Origin of the sequence: Kribbella sp. NPDC050820, assembly GCF_040653975.1 — a bacterium.
Classification (GTDB): Bacteria; Actinomycetota; Actinomycetes; order Propionibacteriales; family Kribbellaceae; genus Kribbella.
The window spans coordinates 61366-85255 of sequence record NZ_JBFAHB010000022.1 but is presented as its reverse complement, the minus strand read 5'-3'; the positions used below and the strand labels follow the sequence as shown (position 1 = coordinate 85255).

23 protein-coding genes, 1 tRNA gene and 1 pseudogene are annotated in these 23890 nt (G+C 68.4%); 19 read left to right on the top strand and 6 right to left on the bottom strand.

Going from position 1 to position 23890, the window contains the following annotated elements:
• The first annotated feature begins 80 nt into the window (after window positions 1-80).
• The 11 genes and pseudogenes from AB0H36_RS20775 (at window position 81) to AB0H36_RS20725 (ending at window position 9269) form a co-directional block, all read left to right on the top strand.
• Complete coding sequence (locus tag AB0H36_RS20775; protein WP_360525450.1) at window positions 81-902, top strand: hypothetical protein; 822 nt, start codon at window positions 81-83, stop codon at window positions 900-902.
• A gap of 85 nt (window positions 903-987) precedes the next feature.
• Window positions 988-1060, top strand: a tRNA-Ala gene (locus AB0H36_RS20770).
• A gap of 432 nt (window positions 1061-1492) precedes the next feature.
• The gene (locus AB0H36_RS20765) at window positions 1493-2167 is read left to right on the top strand and encodes a hypothetical protein (RefSeq protein WP_360525447.1); all 675 of its coding nucleotides are present in this window, start codon (window positions 1493-1495) and stop codon (window positions 2165-2167) included.
• A 958-nt stretch (window positions 2168-3125) separates the two neighbouring features.
• Window positions 3126-3362, top strand: a complete 237-nt coding sequence (locus AB0H36_RS20760; RefSeq protein WP_360525444.1) for a hypothetical protein — start codon at window positions 3126-3128, stop codon at window positions 3360-3362.
• A 60-nt stretch (window positions 3363-3422) separates the two neighbouring features.
• Window positions 3423-4397 (top strand): phosphotransferase, encoded by a 975-nt coding sequence (locus tag AB0H36_RS20755; protein ID WP_360525530.1) that lies wholly within the window; start codon window positions 3423-3425, stop codon window positions 4395-4397.
• Window positions 4397-5164: a Type 1 glutamine amidotransferase-like domain-containing protein gene (locus AB0H36_RS20750; protein WP_360525441.1), complete on the top strand. Its 768-nt coding sequence runs from the start codon at window positions 4397-4399 to the stop codon at window positions 5162-5164. Before AB0H36_RS20755 ends, AB0H36_RS20750 begins: the two co-directional genes overlap by 1 nt.
• A gap of 137 nt (window positions 5165-5301) precedes the next feature.
• Window positions 5302-5733 (top strand): Fur family transcriptional regulator, encoded by a 432-nt coding sequence (locus AB0H36_RS20745; protein WP_360525438.1) that lies wholly within the window; start codon window positions 5302-5304, stop codon window positions 5731-5733.
• A gap of 33 nt (window positions 5734-5766) precedes the next feature.
• Window positions 5767-7986: a catalase/peroxidase HPI gene (katG, locus tag AB0H36_RS20740; RefSeq protein WP_360525435.1), complete on the top strand. Its 2220-nt coding sequence runs from the start codon at window positions 5767-5769 to the stop codon at window positions 7984-7986.
• Between the two features lie 107 nt (window positions 7987-8093).
• On the top strand, window positions 8094-8612 hold the full coding sequence (locus AB0H36_RS20735; RefSeq protein ID WP_360525432.1) for a helix-turn-helix transcriptional regulator: 519 nt from the start codon (window positions 8094-8096) through the stop codon (window positions 8610-8612).
• 59 nt (window positions 8613-8671) lie between these two features.
• Window positions 8672-8848: pseudogene (locus AB0H36_RS20730) on the top strand (nucleotidyl transferase AbiEii/AbiGii toxin family protein); the annotation flags it as partial.
• Window positions 8849-8909: 61 nt separating this feature from the next.
• Window positions 8910-9269, top strand: coding sequence for a nucleotidyl transferase AbiEii/AbiGii toxin family protein (locus AB0H36_RS20725; protein WP_360525527.1), 360 nt, complete (start codon window positions 8910-8912; stop codon window positions 9267-9269).
• 41 nt (window positions 9270-9310) lie between these two features.
• Here AB0H36_RS20725 and AB0H36_RS20720 read toward each other — a convergent pair whose 3' ends face one another.
• Both AB0H36_RS20720 and AB0H36_RS20715 read right to left on the bottom strand, forming a co-directional pair.
• Window positions 9311-9832, bottom strand: coding sequence for a sigma factor-like helix-turn-helix DNA-binding protein (locus AB0H36_RS20720; protein ID WP_360525524.1), 522 nt, complete (start codon window positions 9830-9832; stop codon window positions 9311-9313).
• Between the two features lie 81 nt (window positions 9833-9913).
• Window positions 9914-10864: a phosphotransferase gene (locus AB0H36_RS20715; RefSeq protein ID WP_360525429.1), complete on the bottom strand. Its 951-nt coding sequence runs from the start codon at window positions 10862-10864 to the stop codon at window positions 9914-9916.
• A gap of 70 nt (window positions 10865-10934) precedes the next feature.
• Between AB0H36_RS20715 and AB0H36_RS20710 the strand changes: the two genes are divergently transcribed.
• On the top strand, window positions 10935-12371 hold the full coding sequence (locus tag AB0H36_RS20710; protein WP_360525426.1) for a GuaB1 family IMP dehydrogenase-related protein: 1437 nt from the start codon (window positions 10935-10937) through the stop codon (window positions 12369-12371).
• 342 nt (window positions 12372-12713) lie between these two features.
• Here the strand turns inward: AB0H36_RS20710 and AB0H36_RS20705 are convergent, their stop codons facing one another.
• Window positions 12714-13772: a hypothetical protein gene (locus AB0H36_RS20705; protein WP_360525423.1), complete on the bottom strand. Its 1059-nt coding sequence runs from the start codon at window positions 13770-13772 to the stop codon at window positions 12714-12716.
• A gap of 150 nt (window positions 13773-13922) precedes the next feature.
• Here AB0H36_RS20705 and AB0H36_RS20700 point away from each other — a divergent pair, with 150 nt between their 5' ends.
• Both AB0H36_RS20700 and AB0H36_RS20695 read left to right on the top strand, forming a co-directional pair.
• Complete coding sequence (locus tag AB0H36_RS20700) at window positions 13923-14762, top strand: hypothetical protein (RefSeq protein WP_360525420.1); 840 nt, start codon at window positions 13923-13925, stop codon at window positions 14760-14762.
• A gap of 31 nt (window positions 14763-14793) precedes the next feature.
• A complete protein-coding gene (locus tag AB0H36_RS20695; protein ID WP_360525417.1) occupies window positions 14794-15777 on the top strand; it encodes a LuxR C-terminal-related transcriptional regulator in 984 nt (327 codons plus the stop codon).
• Window positions 15778-15853: 76 nt separating this feature from the next.
• Here the strand turns inward: AB0H36_RS20695 and AB0H36_RS20690 are convergent, their stop codons facing one another.
• The 3 genes from AB0H36_RS20690 to AB0H36_RS20680 are packed head-to-tail and all read right to left on the bottom strand — an operon-like array spanning window position 15854 to window position 19670.
• Window positions 15854-18070, bottom strand: coding sequence for an NADP-dependent isocitrate dehydrogenase (locus AB0H36_RS20690; RefSeq protein WP_360525414.1), 2217 nt, complete (start codon window positions 18068-18070; stop codon window positions 15854-15856).
• A 51-nt stretch (window positions 18071-18121) separates the two neighbouring features.
• On the bottom strand, window positions 18122-18796 hold the full coding sequence (locus AB0H36_RS20685) for a pentapeptide repeat-containing protein (protein ID WP_360525411.1): 675 nt from the start codon (window positions 18794-18796) through the stop codon (window positions 18122-18124).
• Window positions 18797-18827: 31 nt separating this feature from the next.
• Window positions 18828-19670, bottom strand: coding sequence for an ROK family protein (locus tag AB0H36_RS20680; RefSeq protein ID WP_360525408.1), 843 nt, complete (start codon window positions 19668-19670; stop codon window positions 18828-18830).
• A 135-nt stretch (window positions 19671-19805) separates the two neighbouring features.
• On the opposite strand from AB0H36_RS20680, the gene AB0H36_RS20675 reads away from it, so the two are divergent.
• From AB0H36_RS20675 to AB0H36_RS20655, 5 genes are read left to right on the top strand one after another with little or no spacing between them, the layout of a single operon-like run.
• Complete coding sequence (locus AB0H36_RS20675) at window positions 19806-20636, top strand: alpha/beta hydrolase (RefSeq protein WP_360525405.1); 831 nt, start codon at window positions 19806-19808, stop codon at window positions 20634-20636.
• 14 nt (window positions 20637-20650) lie between these two features.
• The gene (locus AB0H36_RS20670; RefSeq protein ID WP_360525402.1) at window positions 20651-21184 is read left to right on the top strand and encodes a hypothetical protein; all 534 of its coding nucleotides are present in this window, start codon (window positions 20651-20653) and stop codon (window positions 21182-21184) included.
• A 52-nt stretch (window positions 21185-21236) separates the two neighbouring features.
• Entirely contained in the window at window positions 21237-21938 is a 702-nt protein-coding gene (locus tag AB0H36_RS20665) for a YcnI family protein (RefSeq protein WP_360525399.1), read from the top strand.
• Window positions 21939-21940: 2 nt separating this feature from the next.
• Window positions 21941-22453 (top strand): copper resistance protein CopC, encoded by a 513-nt coding sequence (locus tag AB0H36_RS20660; RefSeq protein ID WP_360525396.1) that lies wholly within the window; start codon window positions 21941-21943, stop codon window positions 22451-22453.
• On the top strand, window positions 22450-23469 hold the full coding sequence (locus AB0H36_RS20655) for a CopD family protein (protein ID WP_360525393.1): 1020 nt from the start codon (window positions 22450-22452) through the stop codon (window positions 23467-23469). Before AB0H36_RS20660 ends, AB0H36_RS20655 begins: the two co-directional genes overlap by 4 nt.
• The last annotated feature ends 421 nt before the right edge of the window (window positions 23470-23890 follow it).

Genomic DNA, 23890 nt, shown 5'->3' with positions numbered 1-23890 from the left:
CACACCAGTCACACGAGTTCTCTTGCGACACACCGGCGGACATGCCTCATCTGGCCCTCGCTGGGTCTTAGCGTCGTCGCATGGGGACGACAGGGCTGATCTATGTGGCGATCGTCGCCGCGTGGGCCGCCTACCTCGTCCCGATGATGCTGAAGCGTGGAGACGAGGCCCGGCGCCAGCCGGTGTCATCGGCCGCTGACGCACGGGTGCTTTCGCGCGACCCGTCGCGGCCGCGGTACGTCGTACGCCCGGCTGGTGCCTCGGCTTCGGGGGCTGCCTCGGGTGCTGCTGCCGGCTCGGCTTCGGGTGCGGTCGAGGAGGACCTGCCGCCGCCGGTTCGGCACCGCTACGTCCCGAACCGTGCCCGCCGGGTGGCCGCGATGCGCCGCCGGCGGGTCCTGTCGATCCTGACCCTCTCGCTGTTGTCGGTGACCGCACTGGCCGGCCTGGAGATCCTGCTCTGGTGGACGGTCGCGATCCCGGGCGCGCTGATCGTCGCGTTCGTCGTACTCACCCGGGTGCAGCTACGGCGCCAGGCGCGCGAGCGTGCCCGCATCGCCGCCGAGCGCCGGGCCCGCGCCCAGGCCCGACACGACCGCGGTCCCGCCGGCAAGCCCGCTCCGTCGCCCGACGAGGAGCTGACCATCGAGGTCAAGCTCCCCGCTTCATCGCCCGCGCCCGCCGAAAAGCCCGCCGCGTCCGAGGGCCTGTGGGACCCGGTGCCCGTCACGCTGCCGACGTACGTCATGAAGGAGAAGGCCCCCGACCGCACGGTCCGCACCATCTCCCTCACCGACGACGAGGTCTTCTCCAGCGCCCGTACGACGGACCCCGCCGAGAAGCCCGCCGAACCGGTGGTGACCCCCGTCGAGCCCGAGGTCAAGCGCGCCGTCGGCGACTGAAACCCACTCGACAACCTCGGTTTTAACCAGCGACCATGTGCGTGTTAGAGTTTCGCGGTCGCCAGGGAAACCCGGCGCACCGCTCGGGGCTGTGGCGCAGTTGGTAGCGCGCTTCGTTCGCAACGAAGAGGCCAGGGGTTCGAATCCCCTCAGCTCCACGAAGGCGATAGGCGAGGTGTGTCGCGCAGTTTCTGCGCTGACCGCCTCGCCTTCGTCGTGTTGTGCGGCTGCGCTTCGCTTGCCGCAGGCGGGGGCTCCGCCACCCGCACCCCCTAGCGCCCTCGCTTCGCTCGGCGGCGTCGGTTGGGCGCGGCGGTCGGGTGGCGCCGTCGCTTCGCTCGGCGGCGTCGGTTGGGCGCCGCCCCCGGACGCCGTAGCCGCTACGCCCGCTCCTGCGTCGCGCACTCGCGGCTTGCTGCAACCGCCTCGTACGGGCTCATGCCGGTTGCCTGCCTCGTGTGCCAGAGTGAGGGGGCCTGGATGAGACTTCGATTTGCCTCCGTCTGGTCGGCCGTGTGAAGATTGCGGTCTAGCTCCCCACCGTCCTCCGGGACTGGTGGGGTTTTTCATTTCCTGGGGGATAACGCCTGATGCCCGACCTGCGTGCTGTTGTGGTGATCGACTACCAGAACGTGCACCTCACCGGACACCAACGCTTCGAGAAGACCAAGTACGGGCCGAAGCACGAGGTACTGGTCGATCCACTGTTCTTCGCTCAGCAGTTGCTTCACGTGCGCAATTCACGGCAGCGTCCGGGATATCCACATGCTGTGCTTCGACGGGTGGATGTGTATCGCGGCGAGCCGAGCCCCGATCACGAGCCGAAGGCCTACGCCCGGAATCAGGCACAGAAAGCACACTGGGAACGCGACAAGCGAGTCACGGTGACCCTCCGTCCGCTGAAGTACCGCTACCTGTACGACGGCGACGGAAAGGCGCTCCGCGATCCGGTCACCGGAACCAAGATCCCGTCCGGTCCACCATCGGAGAAGGGCGTCGACGTGCTGTGCGCACTCGCGTTGGTGCGGCACGCACTGCGCGACGATGTCGATCTGGTGATTCTCGCGTCACTGGACAGCGACCTGGTTCCTGCGATCGACGAGGTGCTGGCCCTGCGCGCGGCGAAGGTCGAGACGTTCTCCTGGTACGTGCCCGGCGACAACTCCTACGAGCTGCGACCAAGTGACCGGACGCAATGGATCTGGAACACCCGGCTGACTGAGACGAACTTCCTGAACTGCCTCGACCGTACCCACTACAGCTGACTACCTCACGCGTCGTCACCCGAGGCGCAGCTGTGTCGATCGATGCTTGGCGCAACGAACTTCAGTGGAGAGTGAGTTCGGTCGATGGGGTCAGGCGTTGAGGGCCCTTGTTTGGGCGAGGGCGGGGGGAGGTTTGTAGTTGGTCCAGTAGGACCCAGAGGCGGGATGCGCGGTACTGGGCGCCGTTGGGGATCGGGTCGAATGGGGGAATGCGTGGACCCAGGTCGTAGATTGCGTGGGGTCGAGTCGTGTCCTCGGTTGGTGGGATGTCGGGCCAGCGTTCAGGAGGCTGGGGACCACCTCGGCGGTGCGGACTCGGTGGATGCGGTGGACTGAGCCTTGCCATCGGAATGCGATGAAGTTGGGTGGTTCGGTTGGCCAGCCGCTGACGCCGTACGGGTGGAAGTAGCAGCGTTCGTCGGTGACGAACTGGCGGAACGTGTGTGGGCCGCTGCGACCGGGTTGTTGGTCGTTCACGGCGACGCAGTATGTCCAGCTGTCGGCCACGCTTCGCACGTTGACCACTCCTGCGGTAGGTGTCGAGCTGGTCGAGCCAGAAGCGCTCGCGACCGCGGCAGGCGGACCGCACCGCGACGATGTCGGCCAGAACGTGCCGCCACGGCAGATGGACCACAGGTATCCCATCGATCTCCGCTGGCAGCTGGGTCCTGGCCAGCGCCTCGCTGGTGGGACAGTGTGACCAGAGCGCCGCCGTGGGCTCGAACCGGGGCGCGTAGCTCGCGAGCTGGGCGACCGACGGCAAGAGCCAGCCGCGTTTGGCCTCGAAGACGAGTAGGGCACGATGGCGGCGGCCCACCGCGCGAGACCCCGCCGGGCCGGCGCTTCTTTATCTTGTGCGGTTCCAGGCCCGCGGGAGTCGGCTGGTCAAGATTGGGCTCACCACGCCTGGCCTTGGGCGGCTGGACTCCCATTTGCGGATCGGCTCGGTGCTCGCGTCGTGCAGGTCGTCGAGGCTCGCTTCGACAAGGTCGCCTCAGCTGAGAAGCACATCATCGAACTCTGCGCTGGCCACCGCACCGAGCCGCACGCGTTCATGAGTCACTTCGGGACCAAGGAGACCTTCCGAATGGGTGCACAGGCCCTGATCGGTGATCTCACCACGTACGTCGGGCGTCGCGGTCGCGACCGTACCGATGACTGGCGGCAGCGGGCGATTCAGCGCAGGGGGAGATAGGCGCACTGTGGTTTCTGGCGGCGGTTGAGGATTCGGGGGTACCGTGCGCGGGTGTCGGGGATGGTGTCGAGGCGTGGGCAGGTTGCGCGGGTTCGGCGTACTGCTTTGCGGGCGTTGGGGGACTTTCCGGTTGGTGAGGCGCGGCTGACGTTTGTTGCGCATGGGGAGAACACGACGTTTCGGGTCGACTCGGGTGATGGGCGATTTCTGATGCGGGTCCACCGGCCGAACCGGCATGGGCCGGGAGTTGACTCGCGGATCGCGGTGGGCTCGGAGTTGGACTGGCTGGCTGCGTTGCAGGCGGATACGGAACTGAGTGTGCCGACGCCGATTCGGGCGCGCAGCGGAGAATGGACAGCCGTTGCTGATGGCCGGGTCTGTTCGGTCCTCGGGTGGCAGCGCGGTCGGATGCAGGCGGCACATCCGCGGGCCGTGCACTTCCGGCGGTTGGGTGGCATCCTCGCTCGCCTGCACGATCACGCTTCGGCGTGGGCGCCGCCGTCCGGGTTCGTGCGTATGCGGTGGGACTGGGAGACGTTCTTCGGCAACACCATGGAGTACGGCGGGGTGTCCGCGGCCGGGTGCTGGACTCTGCTGCCGGCGCCGGTGCACGGGCAGTTCGACGAGGTTGCGCGCCGGATGCGTGTTGTCATGGCGGGGCTGGGATCGCAGCCGGACGCGTTCGGGCTGATCCATGCCGACCTGCATTTGGGGAATGCTCTGTTCGACGGCGATGCGGTACGCGTGATCGACTTCGACGACTGCGGATTCGGTTACTGGCTCTACGACCTCGCTGTACCGCTGTGGGAATACCGTGATCGGACTGATTTCGATGCGATCCGTGCGGCGCTTCTCGATGGGTACGGCGAACGTCGCGAATTGCCCGATATCACCTACCTGGACGACTTCATCGCCACTCGATTTGTGGCCTTCGGACTGTGGTTCGCCGGGATGGCTCAGGTCAATCCGGCCTTCGGCGCCGACCTGGACAAGGTGATGGGCTGGATCCAGCGGTCGCTCGATCGAATGTTGTGATGAGAACTTGGGAAGGTAAGGGAATGCGAGCTCTTCTGACGTCTGGTGGGATCAAGAACGACAGCATCCGGGATGCGTTGGTTGATTTGTTGGGGAAACCGATCGAGGAGTCTGACGCGCTCTTCGTTCCCACTGCTATCTATCCGTTCCCTGGTGGAGCCGGGGCGGCGTGGCGGGCGTTGTCTGGTCAGGGGCCTTCGCGGTTGGCTGAGCTGGGCTGGAAGTCGTTGGGGATCTTGGAGCTGTCGGTGCTGCCGAGCATTGACGAGGAGGCTTGGGTGCCGACGGTCCGGGAGGCCGATGCGCTGCTGGTCTGGGGTGGTGACCCGTTGTTCCTCGCCAATTGGATGCGGCGGTCGGGGCTGGCCGATCTCTTGCCGACGTTGCGCTCTGAGGCGGTGTACGTGGGGGTGAGCGCGGGCAGCATCGCGGCTACCGCCACGTTCGTCGAGACGTACGTCGATCCGCCTCGTGGGAACGATGGACCGTTGAAGTCGGAAGAGGTGGTCTTCAGCACGCCCGAGGGCGACATCGACAGGATCCTGGTCACTGGCCAGGGGACCGGACTCGTCGACTTCGGGGTGATCCCGCACCTTGAGCACGAACACCACCCCGACGCTTCGTTTGCCAACGCCGAGAAGTGGGCGGCACGGATTCCTGCCCCGACGTACGCAATCGACGACGACAGCGCGATCAAGGTGGTCGACGGCACCGTCGAGGTCGTCTCCGAAGGCCAGTGGAAACTCTTCCAGCCAGCCAGTTCCTGAGGGCGAGGCTCGGCGCGACCACGGTGTAGTCGAGCATGTGGCAGCCGCGCACGGAGGGTGGGCGTGGGCGGCGACACCAGCAACATGCCGTGGAAGCTAATCTTGACTGGTTCCAGAAAAGGGGGCAGACTTCGGGCGTGCCGTCGGGTGAGGAGCTTCAGGGGTTGTTGCGGGGCGCTGCGTTGCGGGTGACTCGGCCGCGGTTGGCTGTGCTGGGCGCCGTACATGCGCATCCGCATGCCGACACGGACTCGATTATCGGTGCCGTGCGCAACGAACTTCCCGAGGTCTCGCACCAGGCGGTGTACGACTCGCTGCACACGTTGACCGCAGCCGGGCTGGTACGGCGGATTCAGCCGCACGGCCTGGTCGCGCGGTACGAGTCGCGGGTGGGGGACAACCATCATCACGTCGTCTGCCGGTCGTGCGGTGTCATCGCCGATGTCGACTGTGCGGTCGGTCATGCGCCGTGCCTGACCGCGTCCGACGACCACGGGTTCGTCATCGACGAGGCCGAGGTCATCTACTGGGGCCTGTGCTCCGACTGCTCCACCGCACGTAGTTCATGACTTCCTCGAAACGTCCAGTCTGGAAGGGATCCGATGTCTGAGAACCACCCGCCGCTGCCGGCGGAAGCGTCCACGGAGAGCCAGGGCAAGTGCCCGGTCGCGCACACCACCCGGGCGCCGCACCCGACCCAGGGCGGCGGCAACCGGGGCTGGTGGCCGGAGCGGCTCAACCTGAAGATCCTCGCGAAGAACCCGGCCGTGGCGAACCCGCTCGGCGAGGAGTTCGACTACGCGGCCGAGTTCAAGACCCTCGACCTGGCTGCGGTGAAGGCGGACATCGCCGAGGTGCTGACCACGTCCCAGGACTGGTGGCCGGCCGACTTCGGGAACTACGGCCCGTTCATGATCCGGATGGCCTGGCACAGCGCGGGCACGTACCGGATCAGCGACGGCCGCGGTGGCGCCGGCGCGGGCCAGCAGCGGTTCGCGCCGCTGAACAGCTGGCCGGACAACGGCAACCTGGACAAGGCCCGCCGGCTGCTGTGGCCGGTGAAGAAGAAGTACGGCCAGAAGATCTCCTGGGCCGACCTGATGATCCTGACCGGGAACGTCGCGCTGGAGACGATGGGCTTCGAGACCTTCGGGTTCGCCGGCGGCCGCGCGGACGTGTGGGAGCCGGACGAGGATGTGTACTGGGGTCCGGAGACCACGTGGCTGGGTGACGAGCGCTACACCGGCGACCGCGAGCTGGAGAGCCCGCTCGGCGCCGTACAGATGGGTCTCATCTACGTGAACCCGGAAGGCCCGAACGGCAACCCGGACCCGATCGCCGCGGCGCGCGACATCCGCGAGACGTTCGGCCGGATGGCGATGAACGACGAGGAGACCGTCGCGCTGATCGCCGGCGGCCACTCGTTCGGCAAGACCCACGGCGCCGGTCCGGCCGACCACGTCGGGGTGGAGCCGGAGGGTGCGCCGATCGAGGCGCAGGGGCTCGGCTGGAAGAGCACCTACGGCACCGGCAAGGGCAAGGACGCGATCACCAGCGGCCTCGAGGTCACCTGGACCACGACGCCGACCCAGTGGAGCAACGACTTCTTCGAGATCCTGTTCGGCTACGAGTGGGAGCTGACCAAGTCCCCGGCCGGCGCGCACCAGTGGGTGGCGAAGGACTCCGAGGACATCATCCCGGACGCCTACGACGCGGCGAAGAAGCAGAAGCCGACGATGCTGACGACCGATCTGTCGCTGCGCTTCGACCCGATCTACGAGGAGATCTCGCGGCGCTTCAAGGACAACCCGGACCAGTTCGCGGACGCGTTCGCCCGCGCCTGGTTCAAGCTGACCCACCGCGACATGGGTCCGGTCGTGCGTTACCTCGGCTCGGAGGTTCCGAGCGAGACGCTGATCTGGCAGGACCCGCTGCCGGCGGTCGAGGGCGAGCTCATCGACGCCGCCGACATCGACGCCCTGAAGGCTCAGGTCACCGCGTCGGGCCTGTCGGTCGCGCAGCTGGTCTCGACCGCGTGGGCGGCGGCGTCGTCGTTCCGCGGCAGTGACAAGCGCGGCGGCGCGAACGGCGCCCGCATCCGCCTCGAGCCGCAGAGCGGCTGGGAGGTCAACAACCCGGACGAGCTGGCCACCGTGCTGAACACGCTCGAGGGCATCCAGAAGTCCTTCAACGCCGCCGGCGGCAAGCGGGTCTCGCTGGCCGACCTGATCGTGCTCGCCGGTACGGCGGGTGTCGAAGCGGCGGCCAAGAACGCCGGGTACGACGTACAGGTCGGCTTCACGCCGGGCCGCGTGGACGCGTCGCCGGAGCAGACCGATGTCGACTCCTTCGCCGCGCTCGAGCCGGCCGCGGACGGGTTCCGCAACTACTACGCCAAGGGCAACCGGCTGCCGGCCGAGTACCTGCTGCTCGACAAGGCCAACCTGCTCACCCTGAGCGCGCCCGAGCTGACCGTCCTGGTCGGCGGCCTGCGTGTGCTGGGCGCGAACTACGACGGCTCGAAGCTGGGCGTCTTCACCGACACCCCGGGTTCGCTGACCAACGACTTCTTCGTGAACCTTCTCGACCTGGGCACGGAGTGGACCGCGGTCGACGACAGCCAGGAGGTCTTCGAGGCCCGTGACGCGTCGGGTGAGGTCAAGTGGACCGGCACCCGCGCCGACCTGGTCTTCGGCTCCAACTCCGAACTGCGCGCCGTCGCCGAGGTCTACGCCAGCGACGACGCGAAGCAGAAGTTCGCCGAGGACTTCGCCGCCGCCTGGACCAAGGTCATGGAGCTCGACCGCTTCGACCTCCGCTGACCGCCGTACCAGCACACAGGCCGGCTCCCTCACGCCAGAGGGAGCCGGCCTTCTGCTGTCTGAAATCTGTGAGGTATCCTTTCGGATACATCGAGGGTGGTGGATCCATGAGCACAGCGGAGATACTGCGACGCGCTCGGCGGGCGGCGGGCCTGAACCAGGAGGAGCTTGCCCGACGGGCCGGTACGTCGCGCCCGACCTTGTCGGCCTACGAACACGGCAGGAAGTCGCCAACGCTGGAGACAGCGACGCGACTGCTCGGAGAAGCCGGCTTCGAGCTGGACATCCGACCGCGGGTGACCTTCGTCGAGCGTGGAACGTCCCGGGGTCGTGTGATCGTGGTGCCTACGACACTGCCCAGACTCCCGATCCAGGAGGCGCTGGCATCCGTCAAGCTCCCGCTGCATCTGAACTGGTCCGACCCGGGAAGGCAGTTCAACCTGCGGGACCGGGCGCAGCGAGCGCGGGCGTACGAGATCGTCTTGCGCGAAGGCGGCCCTGAAGACATCCTCAAGTACGTCGATGGTGCCCTTCTCATCGACCTGTGGGACGACCTGGTGCTCCCGCGCGCGGTCCGTGCCGCCTGGGCAGAAACGGTTGAGGACGCGATCGTGGCGGCGGCGTGACCGCCGATTCGGCCGATGTCCCAGGCGGTCTGACCCCGTTCCAGCTCGACGTCGCGCAGATGTTCTTCAGTCTGCCGGCCAGCGCCGGGTTCCTGCTCGCCGGAGGCGCAGCGCTGGCAGCCCAGCGCCTCACCAGCCGGCCGACCCGGGATCTCGACTTCTTCACCGGGCCTGGTCGTGGGGACGTTGCGGCGGCCCGAGATGCCTTCGAGGCTGCGGTGCAGGCCCGAGGCTGGACGGTAGATCGGGTGCATGACAGCGACACGTTCTGCCGGATCGTAGTCTGCGGCCCCGAAGATCTGCTGGTCGACCTCGCGCTCGACTCGGCGCCCAACGGGCCATCAAACTGCGAGCGTCGCGGGCCCGACGTTCGGTCTCGAAGACCATGCCGGCCGCAAGGTGATCGCGCTCTTCGATCGAGGCGAGGCCCGGGATTTCGCGGACGTGTACGTCTTGGCGCAGCGGTACGACAAGGACCGCCTGCTGGCCTGGGCCGCCGAGGTGGACGCCGGGTTCAGCCTAGCTGTCTTCGCTGACATGACCGGTGCGGTGTCCCGGTTCGGCGACGACGAACTGCCCGTGAATGCTGAGGAAACCGCTGCGTTGCGGAAGTTCTTTACAGCCTGGGCGGCCGAGCTGCGAACGCCTGAGTCTTAGCTGACAGAAGTCCGACCCTGCGTCCCGCGGAGCCGGTTTTGTCAGATTCGGGTGAGTTTGTCGGGGTTGGTGATGGAGTAGACGCCGGTGATGTGGGGGCCGTCGAGGTCGAGGATCAGGACGGCGAACGGGGAGTCGGCGGTGAAGAGGATGGCTGATGGGTCGCCGTTGATGTTGCGGTAGGCAACGGTTGCGTCGGCGGGGACGTTGGCGGCGACGGTGATCAGCAGGTCGGCGACGATGTCGCGGCCGTGCACAGGGAGCAGGCTGGTGGCGGGGCCCTTGCCGCCGCCGTCGGTCCACAGCGTGACGTCGGGGGCCAGGACGTCGAGCAGGGCTTCGAGGTCGCCGCCGAGGGTCGCTTCGATGAAGCGCTCGGTCGCCTTCTGCTGGACGCGGGCGGTGACTCGGTAGCGGGGGCGCTGGGCGGTGACATGCTCGCGAGCCCGATGGGCGACCTGGCGGATCGCTTCGGGCGTGCGGCCGAGCATGTCGGCGATCTCGGTGTACGGGTAGGCGAACGCCTGGTGCAGGACGAAGACCGCAGGTTCGGCCGGACTCAGGGACTGGTGAGGCGGCGGGGGTGCCGGTCGTCGACGTGCCGGGAGTCGGGGTGTCGGTTGCCGGCCGCCGGGGGCTGTCGCCTAGAGGTGGTCGAGGCCTGGGCGGGCGTGCTGGGCCCACCACATCAGGTCGGCGTGGGCTTGGGTGCGGGTTTGGGGGTGTTTGTGGGTGGTGGCGTCTAGGGCCTTGTTCCAGGCGAGGTCGAGCAGGCCGGCTAGGAGGGCGAGGTTTATGTCGGCTTCGGTGACCTGACCATTCAGGGCTCGGAAGTGGGTGATGAGGGATTCGCGGGTGGGGGTGATGTGGGCGGCGGAGCCGGAGAGGAAGATGGCTAGGTCCAAGGCGGGTGGGCCTTCGGTGGCTAGGGCCCAGTCCAGGAAGACGAGCTCGTCGGGGAGTAAGGCGAGGTTGACGGGCCAGAGGTCGGCATGGAGGAGGGTGGTGCCGCCGCGGCGGAGCGCCGTCGCCAGAGTGGCCGGGTTCGCGTGCAGGGCGAAGACTGCGTCGACGACTGACGGGTCGAGGAGGTCGGCGAAGTGGTCCCAGCCGCGCAGGATGAGGCGGGGCAGTTCGCCGGGTTGGGAGCCTGCGACCTCAGGGGACAGCAGAGTCAGCCGCGTTTCCAACGGGCAGAGGCCGGCAGGAGCGTCCCCAGCGAAGGCACGATGCATACCCACCAGGGCAGTGAGGATGCGATCGCACTCACCCGTGGTGAGCGTGCGTTTCCAGCCCGGTACGGCGTCGCCCAGGTCGCGCATCACGGTGACCGTCGTACCGTCCTCGTCGGAGACGTCGACAATCGCGTGACCGAGGCCCGCCGGCAGCCGGTCGAGGACGCCCGACGACCACAACAGACGCTCGCGATCGACACCGCCAGTGAGCGCAACGGTGAGGTCTGCAGCAGGATCGGCGTACTTGACGACGAGCCGGGTCCCGTCGTCGAGGCGGACGCGTTCGAGGCGCGCGCCGGAGCGGCCGTCGTGGTCGTCGAGGATGGTGCGCTCGACCACTCGTTCGAGGATTGCGCTCATCGCCCGGCTCCCGACCCAGCTGGTACTGCGTGGGACCATGGTGACGCCATCCGCCGGAAGGGGCCATGCCATGCGCTTTCACCATGATCGAGAGCCGGCCGGGGATCTGACGTTCAGTGACGTCTTCCTGGTCCCGAACCGGTCCGCGGTGGCTTCGCGGCTGGACGTGGACCTGTCCACGAGCGACGGCAGCGGGACGTCGATCCCGGTCGTCGCGGCGAACATGACTGCGGTGTCCGGCCGCCGGATGGCCGAGACGATCGCGCGCTGCGGCGGGCTGGCGGTGATCCCGCAGGACATCCCGGTCGATGTGGTCGCCGATGTCGTTGCCTGGATCAAGGAACGGCACACCGTCCACGACACCGCGCTGGTGCTGCCGCCGACCGGGACCGTCGGCGAGGCGCTGAACCTGCTACCGAAGCGCGGTCACAACGCGGTGATCGTGGTCGACGACGGCCGCCCGGTCGGGGTGGTGACCGACGCCGACTGCGCCGGCGTGGACCGCTTCACCCAGTTGGACGGGATCATGTCCCGCGAGCTGCAGACCCTGCCCGCCGGGATCGATCCCGAGCATGCCTTCGACCTGCTGCACGACGGTCGCCACCGGCTCGCGCCCGTGGTCGATGCGGACGGCACCATCGTCGGCATCCTCACCCGGCAGCGGGCGCTGCGGGCGACCCTGTACGACCCGGCCGTCGACGCCAACGGGAAGCTCCGGATCGCCGCCGCGATCGGGATCAACCGCGACGCCGAGCAGAAGGCGAAGGCGCTGCTGGACGTCGGAATCGACGTACTGGTCATCGACACTGCGCATGGTCACCAGGAGCGGATGCTCGAGGTGCTCAAACAGGTCCGCGCCCTCGGGCCCGACGTCCCGATCGTCGCCGGGAACGTGGTCACCGCCGAGGGCGTCAGCGACCTGGTCGCGGCCGGTGCGGACATCATCAAGGTCGGCGTCGGACCGGGTGCGATGTGTACGACGCGGATGCAGACGGCCGTGGGCCGGCCGCAGTTCTCCGCCGTACTGGAGTGTGCCGAGCGGGCGCGTCAGCTCGGCAAGCATGTGTGGGCGGACGGCGGCGTACGGCATCCGCGGGACGTCGCGCTGGCGCTGGCCGCGGGGGCATCGAGTGTGATGATCGGGTCCTGGTTCGCGGGGACGTACGAGTCGCCCGGCGACCCGCATCGCGACAGCGACGGCCGGATCTACAAGGAGAGCTTCGGGATGGCCTCGGCCCGCGCGGTGCGGTCGCGGACGGCTGACGACACCCCGTTCCAGCGGGCCCGGAAGGGCTTCTTCGGCGAGGGCATCTCGACCGCCCGGATGTACCTCGACGCCGAGCGCCCGAGCGTCGAGGACGTGCTCGACTCGATCGTCTCCGGCATCCGGAGCTCGTGCACGTACGTCGGCGCCGGCACCCTCGAGGAGTTCCACCAGCGCGCCGTCGTCGGCATCCAGACCGCCGCCGGCTACACCGAAGGCAAGCCTCTCGACACCAGTTGGTGACAGTGGCGTTTCCGCCGGACGGCGATTTCCGCGCTTCGACGGTTGCGTAAACGACTACAGAGAGTCTCATTCCCGGGGTGACGTCCAGGCCAGAACGGCTTCATTCCCAGGGCGATAGGCAGGCGGTGACGCCCGTGGCACTGTGTAGTCAACGGGGTGGAGGGGAGGACGCCGCAGACACTGTCCGGGGTCGCCGATCTCGCAGGGGGCGTGGGATCGAACGACGCGGGGGGCTCACAGCTAGGCGTCCCACACCGTGGTCGCGGGTGGTGGTGTTCAGTTCGACCGAGGCTTGGGAGGGCGACTCGGGAACTCGGACCCACCACCCGCGACTGCTGTGGCTCAGCCTTCCACGGTGCCGGCGGCCGGTCGGGCGTGGGTCTCGGGTCTGGGTAGCGCCTGTGCCGGAGCCTCCGGCCGGGCGACGACGGCCGACTTGCCCGGCACACGGGCGAGGACCGCCTCGGCCTGATGGTCGATGAGTCCAGTGAAGAGTTGCTGGGCATACCCGAACAGCAGCGCGTACGCGAGCACCTGGGCCTGCGAGTCCAATGCGCTCAGGCCTGGTACGAACTCGCCCCGAATGGCAATCAGGCCTGCGATCGCGGTGACCACCCCGAACGGAACCTTGAGCACGGCAAGCGCGATCGGGACGTGGTACGGCGTTGACGTACCCGTGACCTTCCTGATCGCCAGCGAGGCTGCGATCGCGGCACCGAGGAGTCCGAGCAGGGCGACCACGAGGACGTCGTCGCTGGAGGGCTGTCCGCCGGTCGGGCAGTACTGCGGCCCGTCCGCGTCGGGCTGAAAACACAGCGGTACGGCGGTCGGGTTCATGGCGACCGCGAGTACGAAGAGGCCGACGAAAACACCGAGGATGATCGCGGACAACAAGATCATGTTGCGGAAACTGCGCAGCCGGGAATGTTGCCGGTCTGCAGCGGCGTAACCGATCTCGATCAATTTGCTCAGTAACACCGCCCTGTCCGACTCCGGCGGCATCGTGAGGATCCTTCGCGCATCCCGTCGGCGTAGGTCGTCGCGATGCAGTGAGACCTCGACTCGGCCGACGGCCTCCGGGATCTCTGCCTCGACCTCTTCGGAGCTGTAGTGCGCCGCCAGGATCGCCTCGGCAGCATGCAGGTTCTGGTACGCCGCCTCGATGAGCGTGCCTCGCACCCAGTTCCCGACCCGCGTCGGTATGGGATTGTCGCGATAGGCCGCGTCCTTGGCCCGGCGGATCAACTCTTCGGCGCCGTCGAGCAACTCGTCGACCGTCGTGTCGCCCGACTGCCGTGCGCGGATCGCCCTCAGCTTCGCTTCCAGCACGGTGGCGTTGACGGCGACATTCTGTACCCAGACCCGCTTGCGGAGCTTTTCTCCCTCCCGGAATTTCTCCATGGTTCCCCCCACGGTTCGCACATTCTTTTGTAAATCCCACTTCATGTGAGGGTGACACTGCGTAGCCATCCCGTCCAGAGGGTGGCCGGCCTCGATTGGGTCACGCGGTAATCAGGTGCAGTGCGCCAGTGGGGGTGAGAGAGTCTTGGCGTGGTGGATGCAGCGCGGGTGGAGCCGGTGGGGGCTCTCGAGGTCGCGTGTGACGAGTCCGGGTACGAAGGGGAGAAGCTCGTCGGTGGTGTGACCGACGTGTTCGCGCATGCGAGCGTTTGTATCAGCGAGGCCGACGCGGCCGCCTGTGTCGCCGAGTTGCGGCGGCGGATCCGGTCGCCCGCGACGATGTACAAAGCCACTCATCTGCTCAGGTCCAAGCACCGCGCGGTGTTGCTGTGGCTGCTCGGGGACGACGGTCCGTTGCTCGGCAACGCACGGGTGTTCCTGGTCGACAAGACGTACTTCCTGGCCGATGCGCTCGTCACCTGGCTCGGCGCCCGTCCGGAGCTGACCCGGTTCCTGTACGACGCCTCCCGCCGTACGGCGGAAGCCGAAGCGTTCCTGATCGCGGCCAACGACTTTCTCCGGATCACGCTCCGCGACGAGCAACCCGTCGTCTCGCCGCTCGACCCGCTGCTGCCCGCGATCGTCCGGGCCGTCGAGTACTGGGGCGCCGGCGGCCGGCCGGTCGCGGTCGCGCACGACCGCCAGACCACGTTGTCCCCCGAGCGCGTCCGCACCTTGCGGGCCGCGAACTTCGCCGGCCTCGAGCAGGTGGACTCGTTCACGGACTCACGAGTCCAGGTGGCCGACTTCCTCGCCGGAGTGGCGCGCAAGATCGCCTCCGACCAGCTCAAGGGATCCGACGACGCCGAGGTGAGCGCGCTGCTTCGCCCGTACGTCGATCCCGCGTCGATCTGGATCGACAACGCCAGTTGGTCTCGCCTGACGGGCAGCCCTTGGCAACAACCGAAGTACGGCGGCATAGTCGAGTGATCGATACAGCAGAGTATCGGGAGCCGCTGTCGTGGAAGGGGAGAAGGGCGTCCCGCTGCGGGTTGACGCCGAGACCGCGATCATCCTGCGCGAGGCGTACCACAAGATCGAGGCATTGTTCCGAAGCGACCACTACGGTCTGTACGACTACGTACGCGTGGTGGCCGGCAAGTTCGCACGTGTCGACACGTTCTTCGTCGGCTTCCTGCAGGGCAACAGCCGGGTCCGCTACCCCTATGGGTACGACGACGGCCTGTACGTCGACCCGGACACGCACATCTTCGGGCCGAACGGCCAGACCGCGTGGCTGGTACGGCGCCGGCAGACGTACCGGTTCGCCTACGACAACGGGGCCGCTCTGCATGCCGGCGTACCGATCGGGGATGTGAAGAAGCGGTCGGCGGACGCCGTCACGGTGCCGATCTTCCGGCCGGTGAAGGAAGGTCCGGACCAGTTGTTCGGGATGCTGTCGATGCAGAGCTACGCGGCGAGCACCTACGACGACAACGCGATCCGGGCGTTCGAGTGGTTGTGCGGGGTGGTCGAGCGGGTGCTGACCCGGGAAGGCGAGGACCGGGAGGCGCTGCGCCGGCTGCCGGCCGGCGACGTCGGGCCGAACGTGCTGACGTCCGACCACGTGATGGAGTACCTGGCGCACCGGGTGGCGTCGATCCGGGAGATCGCGGCGGAGGCCCTGAACGAGGCCGAGCCGACCGCGGCGGTGCAGAGCCACCTGTCCCGGATCGTCGACGCCACCGAGCACATCCAGTCCGAGCTGATCGAGATGCTGATGGACACCGACGAGGGTCCGGAGCACCGGTACCTGAGCCTGACCAAGGCTCAGCAGGGGGTCGCCGTACTGCTCGTCGACGGCCTCGACAACGACCAGCTCGCGGCCGAGCTCGGGATCAGCCTCAACACCGTCAAGACCCACCTCAGCGCCATTCTCCGCAAGTACGGGATGGCCAACCGGGCCCAGGTCGCCGACGACGTCCGCAAGTACCTGGCCCGCTGATCCCGCACAGCGAGGTCACGGCCAAGAGTTCGGCCTCCAGCTCCGGACCGGAGCTGGAGGCCGAGCCTTACAACGGTCAGAGCGACGCGAGCGCGTCGTTCCAGGTCTTCGACGGGCGCATGGCCGCGGCGGCCTTGGCCGGGTCGGGCTGGTAGTAGCCGCCGAGGTCGACCGGGTTGCCCTGGACGGCGATCAGCTCGTCGACGATGGCCTGCTCGTTCGTCGCCAGAGTCTCGGCCAGCGGGGCGAACGCCTTGGCCAGCTCGGCGTCGTCGGTCTGCTTGGCCAGCTCCTGGGCCCAGTACAGGGACAGGTAGAAGTGGCTGCCGCGGTTGTCGATCCCGCCCACCCGGCGGGTCGGCGACTTGTCCTCCTCGAGGAACGTCGCGGTGGCCCGGTCGAGGGTGTCGGCGAGGATCTGCGCGCGGGCGTTGCCGGCCGCCTGGGCCAGGTGCTCGAAGCTCGCGGCCAGCGCGAAGAACTCACCCAGGCTGTCCCAGCGCAGGTAGTTCTCCTTGACCAGCTGCTGCACGTGCTTCGGCGCCGAGCCGCCGGCCCCGGTCTCGAACAGGCCGCCGCCGGCCATCAGCGGGACGACCGACAGCATCTTCGCGCTGGTGCCGAGCTCGAGGATCGGGAACAGGTCGGTCAGGTAGTCGCGGAGCACGTTGCCGGTCACCGAGATCGTGTTCTCGCCGCGGCGGATCCGCTCCAGCGACAGCTTGATCGCGTCCACCGGCGCCAGGATGCGCAGATCGAGGCCCTCGGTGTCGTGGTCGAACAGGTACTGCTGGACCTTCGTGATGATCTGAGCGTCGTGCGCCCGGGTCTCGTCCAGCCAGAACACCGCCGGGTCGCCGGTGGCCCGGGCCCGGGTGACGGCCAGCTTGACCCAGTCGCGGATCGGGTCGTCCTTGGTCTGGCAGGCGCGGAAGATGTCACCGGCCGACACGGTCTGCTCCAGGACGACGTTCCCGGTCTCGTCCACGAGCCGGACGGTGCCGGTGGTCTGGATCTCGAACGTCTTGTCGTGCGAGCCGTACTCCTCGGCCTTCTGCGCCATCAGGCCGACGTTCGGCACCGAGCCCATCGTGGCCGGGTCGAACGCGCCGTTCGCGCGGCAGTCGTCGAGGACGACCTGGTAGATGCCGGCGTAGCTGCTGTCCGGCAGTACGGCGAGGGTGTCGTGCTCCTGCCCGTCCGGGCCCCACATGTGGCCGGAGGTGCGGATCATGGCCGGCATCGAGGCGTCCACGATCACGTCGGACGGCACGTGCAGGTTGGTGATCCCCTTGTCGGAGTCGACCATCGCCAGCGCCGGGCCGGCGGCCAGTTCGGCGTCGAAGGAGGCCTTGATCTCGGCGCCCTCCGGCAGCGCGGCGATGCCGTTCAGGATGCCGCCGAGCCCGTCGTTCGGGGTCAGGCCGGCCTTGGCGAGCACCTCGCCGTACTGCGCGAAGGTGTTCGGGAAGAAGGCGCGGACCACGTGGCCGAAGACGATCGGGTCGGAGACCTTCATCATGGTGGCCTTCAGGTGCACCGAGAACAGCACGTCGTCGGCCTTCGCCCGGGCGATCTGGGCGGTCAGGAACTCGCGCAGCGCCGCCACGTGCATGACGGACGCGTCGACGACCTCACCGGCCAGCACCGGGACGGACTCACGCAGTACGGTCGTGGTGCCGTCGTCGCCGACCAGCTCGATCCGCAGCGAGCCGTCGGCCTCGATCACGGTGGACTTCTCGGTGGAGCGGAAGTCGTCCTGGCCCATCGTCGCGACGTTGGTCTTCGACTCGGCGCTCCAGGCGCCCATCCGGTGCGGGTGCGCCTTGGCGTAGTTCTTCACCGAGGCGGGCGCGCGGCGGTCGGAGTTGCCCTCGCGCAGGACCGGGTTCACCGCGGAGCCCTTGACCTTGTCGTACCGGGCGCGGAGGTCGCGCTCCTCGTCGGTCTTCGGCTCGTCCGGGTACGCCGGCAGTGCGTAGCCCTGGCTCTGCAGCTCGGCGATCGCGGCCTTGAGCTGCGGGATCGAGGCGGAGACGTTCGGCAGCTTGATGATGTTCGCGGCCGGCGTCTTGGCCAGGTCGCCGAGCTCGGCCAGCGCGTCCGGGATCCGCTGGCTGTCCTGGAGGTACTCCGGGAAGACGGCGAGGATGCGTCCGGCCAGTGAGATGTCCCGGGTCTCCACCCGGACTCCGGCCTGACCGGCGTACGCCTGGATCACGGGGAGGAACGAGTACGTCGCCAGCGCGGGCGCCTCGTCGGTGTGGGTGTAGATGATCGTCGAGTCAGTCACAGCCCCACCCTAATGGGCGCCCCGCCCGCCACCGCCGCCACGTGGGCAGGCTCACCTTCCGTCGAGGTCGTCCGGGTGCGTGAGCTTGATCCCGGTCGCCGTGGTGACCGCGGTGGTGAAGGTGAGGGTGTCGATGGGGGAGGAGGCGGCGACGGTCGCGCCGGACAGCGAGGTGAGACCGCGGGCGGCGTCCCAGGTGCAGTCGACGAAGACCGCGCCCGCTGCCTTGACCTGGGAGAACTCGGCGCCGGTGAAGTCGCAGCCGCGGAAGACTGTGCCGCTCAGGTCGGCGGAGACGAAGTCGGCGTTCTGCAGCCGGCAGTCGGTGAGCTCGACCTTGACGAACTTCGCGAACCGGAACGAGCCGAAGTCCAGCACGCTGTCACGGATCGTGGCGTGCTGGAGGCTCATCCCCGGTCCGGCGAACCCGGTCAGCCGGGACGAGGTGATCGCCAGCCGGGTGACCGCAGCGTCCGCCCAGCGGGCGTTCGCGACATCGCACTGGGTCAGCTCGGAGTCGACCAGGATCAGCTTGTCCAGGTCCGACCCGGCGAGCTTGACCCGGGTCAGCCGGCAGCCGCTGAGCTCGACGTGCTCGGCGGCCACATCGCTCAGATCCACATCCTCCAGCGCGAGATCGAGCAGCCGGGTCTCGTCGTCGATGTCGTCCTGGGTGAGCGACGCCGGGTCGAGTTGGGCGCGCAACCGGGGTGCGGCGATCTTCATGACGCCGACCGTAGCCAGCGCCGCCGACAGTTCACTGCGACCGGAGGTAGTGCGCGGCGGCGCCGATCAGGGCCGAGTGCTCGGTGTCCTCGGTCGCCGCGACCTCGAAATCGAACACCTCGCGGACGATGTCGAACGCCCCGGAGATCGAGCCGCCCAGCACCACCTTCGTCACCCCGAACCGCTCCAGCCAAGGCGTCAAAGCAGCAGCCAGTACGCCGAAGGCCTCGAGCAGCACGTCACGCGCGTCCTCCGCGCCGCCCCGAGCCCGGTCGGCGATCTCCTTCACCCCGATCTCCGGCTCCTCCCGGCCGGTCCGGGCGAAGTAGGCGCGCAGGATCGCCCGGGCGGAGATCGAGTCCTCCAGCGGGCGGCCGGCGTACGACGTCTTGTAGAGCTCACCGCCCGGCGGCACGGTCGCGCCCTCGCGGACCACGTGGCCGTCGGCGAGGAACGCCGTACCGATGCCGGTGCCGATGGTGACGCCGACGCAGCGAGCCAGGCCGCGGACCTCGCCGGCCGTCCACTCGCCGACCGCGAACGCCTCGGCGTCGTTCATGAACAGGATCTGGTCGAGGTCCAGCAGGTCGCGGAGGCGGTCGCCGACGTTGTAGCCGTAGAGGTTGTCGAACTTGCCCTGGCCGCGGTACCAGGCGACGCCGGTCGCGAAGTCGAACGGACCCGGCAGCGCGACCGCGAGACCGTTTGCCAACGGCAACTTCCGGGCCGCCGTGGCCAGCTGGTCCATGACCACCTCGGCCGCCTTCTGCGACTCCAGATCGGCCCGCTCCACCACGTTCACGGCCCAGGTGTCCGCCGTCACGACCGCTGCCGTCACGTGGCTGCCCCCGACCTCCAGCACCGGTACGTCCATCCGGTCATCATCTCAGGTGCGGGCCTCAGGCAAACTTCACTGGCCCGGTCTGCCTGGTCCACCCCGGCGCCCCCGGCGCGGAACTCGTGGTCTTCCCGGATGCCGTTCTGCGGTTCGCGTGCGGATAATTCTCATGTGCAGGAGTTAACGGTCGAGGGCCTGCGGGTCGCCTACCACCGCCACGGCACCGGTCCGGTGTGCGTGGTGATCCCGGGCGGCCCGGGCTTCGACTGGCGGTACGTGCGGCTGCCGATGCTCGAGGAACACCTGACGACGGTGTACGTCGAGCCGCCGGGCAGCGGTCACTCGGACCTGCTCCCCGGAGGCGACTACGCGATCGGGCGGTACGCATCCTTCGTCGACCGGCTCGTCTCGCACCTCGGCTCCGAGCAGGTGTTTCTGCTCGGCCACTCGCATGGTGCCTTCATCGCCCTGCAGGCCGCGCTGGACTTTCCCGATCGGCTGGCCGGGATCATGGTGTACGGCGGGGCCGCGTTCTACGGACCCGAGCTTTTCGAGCAGGCGTACCGCAACATCGAGGCGTTCGTCGCCGGCCGTCCGGCGGGGGATCCGCTGTCGGCCCAGATCGTCCAGGCCTGGCACGACGATCCGCCGGGACGTGAGGAGCACCTGGCCGCTTTTCTGCGGTTGTTGCCGATGTACTTCCACGACCGGGAGGCGGTGCACCGGCTCACCGACTGGGTGGACACGATCGACATCACGATGGATCCGGACCGGCAGGAGGAGCGCTGGGACATCCGCGAGCGGCTCGGCGAGGTCGCCGTACCGACGCTGGTGCTGGTGGGGGCGGCGGACTTCATCACGCCGGAGAACTCGGCGCGTGAACTGGCGGACGGGATCCCGAGGGCTGAGCTGGTCGTGTTCGCTTCCAGCGGGCACTTCACCCATCTGGAGGAGCCGGATGCGTTCCGGGACGCCGTACTACGCTTCGTCGTAGCCCACTGAAGACAGGACTGGACTTGCCCGCCGAGAGCAGTACGACGTCCGTGGTCGCGGCGCTGAGTGTCGTGGTCGCGATGGCCGGGCATGTTCTCGCAGGTGGCGGGTCGGTTCCGCTCGGGGTGGTTCCGCCGCTGCTGGCGTTGATGGGCGTCTGCTGGCTGCTCGGTGAGTATCTGGCCGGCGAACGCGTGCTGACTGCGCTGGTTCTGACCGGTGTGCAGCTCTTCGTCCACGTGACGCTGGATGCGTCCCATGCTGGGCACGCGGGGATGCATCGGGGGATCAGCGGCAGTCTGTTCATGACTGCCACCCACCTAGCCGCGCTGATGGCTGGGGTTCTGGCTGTCAGCCAGGCTCGTCGCTGGGTCCATCGCGTCGTACGCATCTTCGCGCGTCTCCTGCCGCGGCTCCCTGCTCTGGTCACGGTACGGCGGTCTGCCGCCGTGGCGACTGTTGTCTTGACGGCACCTCGGCTGCTCCAGCGCTGGCTGACGGCGAACGTCTCCCGGCGTGGACCGCCGGTCACACAAGACCTCCCGCTTCCGTTCTGACCCGGCGCCGTCGTACGCCGGGAGCACTCGTGTGACCGCGAAAGGTCCCTTCATGTCCAAGAGGTTCGTCCTGCGTGCCGCCGCGATCGTCGCGGCCTCCACGCTTGTCCTGGCCGGCGCCGCCACCTCGGCGTCGGCCCATGTCACGGTGTCGTCGCCGGACGCCAAGCCCGGCGGGTACGCCAAGCTGGTCTTCCGGGTCCCGACCGAGTCCGACGACACCAGCACGACCAAGCTCGTCGTCTCCCTGCCCAAGGACCGCCCGTTCGCGCACGTCGGCGCGCAGGTGAAGGACGGGTGGAAGGTCGAGAAGAAGACCGAGAAGTTGCCGACGCCGGTCAAGGTCGGGGACGTGACGCTGTCCGAGGCGGTCACCACCGTCACCTGGACCGCCACCGCCGCCGGCATCCCGCCGAACGACTTCGACGAGTTCGCGCTGTCCGTCGGACGGCTGCCCGAAGGCGTCGACTCGCTGACCTTCCCGGCCGACCAGACCTACAGCGACGGCGAGGTCGTCAAATGGGCCGACGGCGCTGAAGCCGAGCGCCCCGCCCCCACGCTCAAGCTGGCCGCCGCGACCACGCCGGTCGCTGCGACGACCTCGTCGGACCCGGTCGATCCGGTGGCCCGTTGGCTTGGCGGCGTCGGTCTGCTCGTCGGTCTGCTCGGTCTGGCCTTCGGCCTGGCGTTCGGCTTGCGGTCGCGGAAGGCCGCACAGGCTGGTACGGCGGACGCCGGAAAGGCACAGTCGTAATCGTGCGCCGGTTGATTGCAGTCCTTGTCGCGTCGCTGCTAGCCCTGGTGGTCTCCACCGGGGTGGCGGCGGCGCACGCCAAGCTCGAGTCGATCACCCCGGCCGACGGCTCGTCGATGGCGGCGCCGCCGACCCAGGTGGTACTGACGTTCAGCGAACCGATCGGCAGCAACGGCGCCCAGGTCCAGGTGAAGTCGCCCAGCGGCAAGAACGTCGCCTCCGGAGACGTACAGGTGATCGACAACAAGGTGACCCAGCCGGTCGGCGCGATGATCGAGGCCGGCCGCTACCAGGTCGACGCCCGCGTCGTTTCCGCCGACGGCCACCCGGTCACGGTCACCGCATCCTTCACCGTGACCCACGCCGGCCACCCACCGGAGCAACCGGCCGGCCCCACGCCGGCTGCCGGCGACAACAACTCGAACACAGTCACCATCGTCGCCATGTTCCTGGTCATGCTGGTCGTCGTCGCCCTGGCGGTAGTCATCGTCCGCCGCCGCCCGGCCTCCCAATGACCCGTCCCCACAGCCGCCGCCCGCTCTTGATCACGGCCATCCTCACCGCAGGCGTCGTCGTACTCGTCGTCGCCCTGATCGCCGCCGGCGGCGCTCCCCAACCCCCACCCCCCGGCCTGCTCACCGCCGGCCAACCCACCTCCTGGGCAGTCCCCCTCCTACGCTTCATCGCCGACATCTCCGCCATCACCACAGCCGGCGCCCTCCTAACCACCACCCTCTTGCTACCAGCAACCACCCCAAACCCAGCTGCCGGCGGGGAGCTTGGGTCGCAGGGGTTGCGGGCGTGTCAGGATGCGGCTGTTGCGGCGGGCGTCTGGGCAGTCGCGAGCATCGGTGGTCTGCTCACCTCCGCGGCGGTGATCCTCGGCATCCCGGTGTCCCACCTAGCCGATCACGCGTCCGCAGCGGGGGAGGTCGACCAGGTCCGGGCCCTCGCCGTGTCCGTCGTACTGACGGCAATCCTCGCAGTGATCCTCAGCGGCTGCCGGACGCAACGAGGAGCCCACTTCGCCTTGCTCCTCACCGCACTCGCCCTCATCCCACCGCTACTCACCGGCCACGGCGCGATCGAACGCACCACCTTCTGGTCGGTCCTCGCGACCACGTCCCTGGTCATCCACGTATTCGCGGCCACCGCGTGGATCGGCGGCCTAGGCGGCGTACTGCGCTACGCCCGCGAGCGAACCGCAGTCGAACGCTTCAGCCGCCTAGCCCTGATCTGCGCGATCACCATCGGAACCACCGGCCTCCTGACCGCCGAAATCCACCTAGGCGGCCGCGAAGACGGCTGGGCCCTGATCACCCAATGGGTGACAACCGGGTACGGCGCCCTCGTCCTCGCCAAAGCCATCGCCTTCGCCATCCTCGTCACGGTCGGCTGGTGGCACCGCCGCACAACCCTCCCCGACCTAGCCACCGGCAACCCCACCGCCTTCCGCCGCCTGGCCCTAGCAGAACTCCTAATCATGTCCGCCACCATCGGCCTAGCAGTAGCCCTATCCCGCACCCCCTGACTACCCCCCGCTCCGCGACGCCCACCCTGTCGTCCATCTCCGACGGCGCGAACTGTCTCCGCCATCGACCGCCTCGGCGCCAGCCTCCTGGGACAGCACGCCGCCCACCAAACACCGCCGCGCGACACCCGCCTGCCGACTGCCTCCGGGCGTGTTAGGCGCCTTGGCGTTTGCGGCACTGTCTCCGGCATCGGCCGTCTGGGCGCCGGGTGCTGGGTAGGTTGCGGGTCGCTTGGAGCACTCCGCCTCGCGGCGGTCGTCCTGTCGGCCGCCTTGGGCCGAGCCGGGGAGCGCACCCCCCGCTCCGGCCACGCCGCAGTACGACCGGAGGTGGTTCGTCGAGTTGTGGATTTCTGTTGTAGATCCGCTCGGAGAAGAACCGAAATCGACGACTCGGCAACCTCGCCGATCGGTCACCGCG